Below are 4249 nucleotides of genomic sequence, written 5' to 3' on the forward strand. Positions count from 1 at the left end.
CATCGTTTCCTACCTTGTTGGGTTTGTTATCACAGCTGATATGGTGTCATCGGCGTTTGGCCTTGAGGAGTTGACTAGCCGAGAATGGTCTGATGTGAAAGTAGCAATAGGTCTAATCGGACACATGACGCTAACTGGTGGCTTCTTCATGTTGTCGACTCTATTCTACAAGCCTCTAACTGACAAACGCCAAGCAGATGTCGATAAGTTCTTTGAAAACCTATCAACGCCTCTTGTAGCGGAATCAGTGGCACAGAGAAAACTCGATAACAAGCAACGTCAAATGCTGGGTAAACTTATCGCGGTCGCAGGTATAGGTGTCATGTTTATGGCTCTGCTACCTAACCCAGTATGGGGGCGCTTAGTGTTTATTCTATGTGGTGCCATCGTCGGAGGTGTTGGTCTACTACTTGTAAAAGCTGTGGATTCAAGCGCTGAACAAGCCTCTGAACCTGTGACAGAAAGTTAAATCTCTTATTCTAATAAACGCGGCTATTCTTTGGCCGCGTTTTTTAATTCTAAGTTCCCAGTACGAACACTTCCCCCTTTTACGAAGACATATCATCTTGTCTAGGGTTATCGAATTGCAGCTTTATTTTGTCATTCGATAAGGCTAAACCAGAACGTGATAATCTGATCGAGTTAAAAGTGCAGCCTACCTTGCTTAAGTAAACGCCCCAAAGCCATCCAAATATCTGATGAAGTAAAGATCTCGGCTCGTATACTTTGTTACCGCTTCGTGATTTAGACTCGCTAGTCCTTTACATCACCACCTAGTCTACAAGCCAAACTATTCCCGCTGAACAAACCATCTCGGGATTACTTAGGTACACTATTTTCTCTTTTTGCAGATGGCACAACAACCGCTACCAATAAAGCTAACAACAGGAACACGGGGCTAAGCATTAATCCATGCCAGATTGAATACCCATCATGGAACAGCCAGAATATACCAAGCGTCAGTAGGTACGAAAAGTAGCTGCAAAACACCAAGCTAATCGCGACAAAGCGCTTTTGATTAATAATAAGAATCCGCACTAGATACTGGCTAAGAATACCAGAGCAGCGCATGGCAAGTTGCCAATTAATGATAAAGAAAGCAAGCGCAATAAACCCAGCTACGACCAGTGCATCATGCGTGCTTAAAATGAAGTAGCTACCAAATCGGCTTATGATGACCGGATAATCGCCTTCGTATATCGTTGACCAAGATATTGCGTTCGCTGCTGCTACGTAATTGGCAAAATAAGCAATGGCGTAGAAAGTCGTTTGAGAACTGAACGGCTGAAATACATCCGTACAAAATCCTCGCCACTCTTCTTTGTTGGCGGTAGGCCCAACCCAGTCACGTTTTTTTTGAGCGGTACGCCCGGCAAACGCAGGCCCGTTGCGAAACAACAGCCAAAATATATAGAGTGCAAGTATAACCAAGAGTATTGAAAACATACCCTTCCCCCTCATAAATTATCGGCGCCACTGCCAATGGCGTTGGGGTCGTAAACTGCACTTCCCTGCTATACCTATTTGATTTATCAAAGACTTATTATTTTATTACCACCAAAATTCATTTAATGGTATGCTAAACAGCAACATTTTCACGCTTTGTGCGTGAAGTTCGAAAGCCTACTTTTAGGTTTAGCACAAAAATAACTACAGCAAAGCGTAAGAGAGGGATTCCGCACCCATCAATGAAGATGAGGCGTTAAGCAGAAGCTGCGACCGCAATGAGAAGAGAAGGATTCAAAGCGGTCATGCATGGGCGAGAAGAGCAACTATTTCTCTAACTTTTCTTCAAATACACCAATCTCTCTGCCCAACCAAATCGCGCGTTCTGTGTGATCGAGCAACTCTTCTTCGCTTACTGGGTGAATAAGCACAGAAAAATCGCCTCGAATCGTATCAAGCCACGCCAAGAACTCTTCACTCAATGATTCTAGGTGAATTTCAAACATCGGCATCTTGTGTGGGCCAACTAACCTTCCAACTAATGGAAACACACGCAGCACATCTTGACGCTCTTGACGGATGATCTCGTTCAAGGCTTGCGCTTTATCTTGTTCTCTTAGGGGAAAATAAACATGAGCGTGGTACATAACTTCTCCATAATCACTTCCGCTTGAGCACCACCTACTTTGGATAAGCTCAAGGACTGCCGAGGGTATACATTTGTAATGCCGTCACCCTACCTTGATTCCACTCAGTTGGGAAGAAGTTATGCATTCTCATAAGGTCGAGGCTTCGAGCACAACAAAAATTTGCAATTCATCATATAGCAACTGTTTGAGTTGATTCATTAATAATGACTCACTTTGTCAAATTTTACAGCCAAATTTTGTTGCAAATATGTTTCATTAACCAGTAATTAAATTCGAGTTTAAAAATACCACCAACAAAATAGCAGCATATTACTCTGCAAAATCAGGGTGTAAGCAAAACTTTACTACTGAGCGAAAGTCAAAATGAAGCATAATTTAACAATTTGTTTACACTTATTGTATCTGGCTATACCACGATTTAGTTAGAGGGTTAGATACAGAAAAGCCTTTCTCTGTATCTTGCGGTGAAATAGTCGCAGCGATGTTATCGACAAATAGTTTAAGGGACGAACAGATGCCTACCGCTATCGAAAGCACACGCAACCTTAGGTATGGCCTTTGCGCTGATATCAGAGTTTGAGTACCCATACAAACTCTGGTTTTGTATGAACAGCTGCAGTCCAAAAGACCCGCAGCGTCAAAAGGAGCTTGAGATGAACGTTCAGGCATTACCCATGCATCGGTTTATCGACCATCGTGGGGACCTAGTCGGCCAACTACCCAACTGGGCTGACACTGAAACATTGGTCGGGTTTTACCGAGATATGGTATTAACTCGCACTTACGACAACAAAGCAGTTGCCTTGCAACGCACCGGTAAGCTAGGGACCTATCCCTCACACTTAGGCGCGGAAGCCATAGGCATTGCGGTCGGCAGAGCACTTAAAGCCGATGATGTGTTTGTTCCTTACTACCGCGATATGCCTGCGATGTGGTGTCGTGGCATTGGCATGGAAAAGAACCTTCAATACTGGGGTGGCGATGAGCGCGGGAGTGATTTTGCTCCTGAAGGCAGTCCGGTTCCTAGCCGAGACCTTCCCTACTGTGTACCCATAGCGACGCAATGTACGCATGCTGTCGGGGTGGCTTCCGCGCTAAAAATTCAAGGTAACCATGAAGCTGCGCTAGTCATGTGCGGCGATGGTGGTACATCCAAAGGGGACTTTCTTGAGTCAATAAACTGCGCAGGTACTTGGAATATTCCACTTGTTTTCGTCGTAAACAATAACCAGTGGGCAATTTCAGTGCCGCGTAGTCTCCAATGTGCCGCCGATTTCTTATCAGAAAAAGCGCAAGGTGCAGGTATACCGGGTATTACTGTCGATGGTAACGATGTCGTCGCCGTTTATGATGCAACTAAAACCGCCCTTGAGAGAGCAAGAAAAGGGAAAGGTGCAACACTCATCGAAGCGGTGAGTTACCGACTGAGTGACCACACTACGGCCGATGATGCGACTCGTTATCGTAAAGAAGATGATGTTCAAACTGCATGGCAATACGAACCTATCGCACGTCTTAAAACGTACCTCCTTAATCAAGGCGCTTGGAGCGACGAACAAGAACAGCAATGGCTAGATTACTGTAAAGAGCAAGTAGAGTTAGCTGTTGAACGCTATCTGAGCTTACCGCCACAAGCACCAGAAACCGGTTTCGATTATTTGTATGAATCGCTACCTCAAGAGCTTCATGCACAAAGAGATGAACTCATCAACAAGGCAATGAGAATGCAGGGAGGCAGACATGGCTGAGCTAACGTTGGTTGAAGCAGTAAACCTTGCCCTGCACCACGAAATGCAACAAGACCCCAATGTTGTCGTATTAGGTGAAGACGTGGGCGATAATGGTGGTGTATTTCGTGCCACTGTTGGACTCAAGCAAGAGTTTGGTCTTAAACGAGTCATCGATACGCCACTCGCTGAAGCCTTAATCGGCGGGGTTGCGGTCGGTATGGCAACGCAAGGATTACGACCTGTCGCCGAATTTCAGTTTCAAGGTTTCGTTTTTCCTGCGATGGAGCACTTAATGTGCCACGCGGCTCGAATGCGTAACAGAACTCGCGGTCGGCTCACTTGTCCCGCGGTTTTCCGTGCGCCATTTGGCGGCGGTATCCACGCTCCGGAACACCACTCAGAAAGCGTGGAAGCGTTATTTGC

At 45.4% G+C, this 4249-nt stretch carries 4 protein-coding genes and 2 pseudogenes; 3 read left to right on the plus strand and 3 right to left on the minus strand.

Annotation, left to right across the window (positions count from 1 at the left end):
* Positions 1–469, plus strand: a pseudogene (locus IQR33_RS32760) (transporter); the annotation flags it as partial.
* 350 nt (positions 470–819) lie between these two features.
* Here IQR33_RS32760 and IQR33_RS10410 read toward each other — a convergent pair.
* From IQR33_RS10410 to IQR33_RS10420, 3 genes are all read right to left on the minus strand, one after another.
* Positions 820–1446, minus strand: coding sequence for a hypothetical protein (locus IQR33_RS10410; protein ID WP_154203902.1), 627 nt, complete (start codon positions 1444–1446; stop codon positions 820–822).
* Between the two features lie 326 nt (positions 1447–1772).
* Positions 1773–2093, minus strand: a complete 321-nt coding sequence (locus IQR33_RS10415) for a DOPA 4,5-dioxygenase family protein (RefSeq protein ID WP_005375836.1) — start codon at positions 2091–2093, stop codon at positions 1773–1775.
* A 396-nt stretch (positions 2094–2489) separates the two neighbouring features.
* Entirely contained in the window at positions 2490–2684 is a 195-nt protein-coding gene (locus IQR33_RS10420) for a hypothetical protein (RefSeq protein WP_127891143.1), read from the minus strand.
* Between the two features lie 65 nt (positions 2685–2749).
* Here IQR33_RS10420 and pdhA point away from each other — a divergent pair, with 65 nt between their 5' ends.
* Complete coding sequence (pdhA, locus tag IQR33_RS10425; RefSeq protein ID WP_025998586.1) at positions 2750–3844, plus strand: pyruvate dehydrogenase (acetyl-transferring) E1 component subunit alpha; 1095 nt, start codon at positions 2750–2752, stop codon at positions 3842–3844.
* Positions 3837–4249, plus strand: a pseudogene (locus IQR33_RS32765) (alpha-ketoacid dehydrogenase subunit beta); the annotation flags it as partial. The gene pdhA and the pseudogene IQR33_RS32765, both read left to right, overlap by 8 nt.

This window comes from Vibrio sp. OPT46 (assembly GCF_015163535.1).
Lineage (GTDB): Bacteria > Pseudomonadota > Gammaproteobacteria > Enterobacterales > Vibrionaceae > Vibrio > Vibrio alginolyticus.

Bases quoted from the DNA above. Each gene is read 5' to 3' on its own strand.
- IQR33_RS10410 (WP_154203902.1), bottom strand. From the start codon at position 1,446: ATGTTTTCAATACTCTTGGTTATACTTGCACTCTATATATTTTGGCTG.
- IQR33_RS10415 (WP_005375836.1), bottom strand. From the start codon at position 2,093: ATGTACCACGCTCATGTTTATTTTCCCCTAAGAGAACAAGATAAAGCG.
- IQR33_RS10420 (WP_127891143.1), bottom strand. From the start codon at position 2,684: ATGGGTACTCAAACTCTGATATCAGCGCAAAGGCCATACCTAAGGTTG.
- pdhA (WP_025998586.1), top strand. From the start codon at position 2,750: ATGAACGTTCAGGCATTACCCATGCATCGGTTTATCGACCATCGTGGG.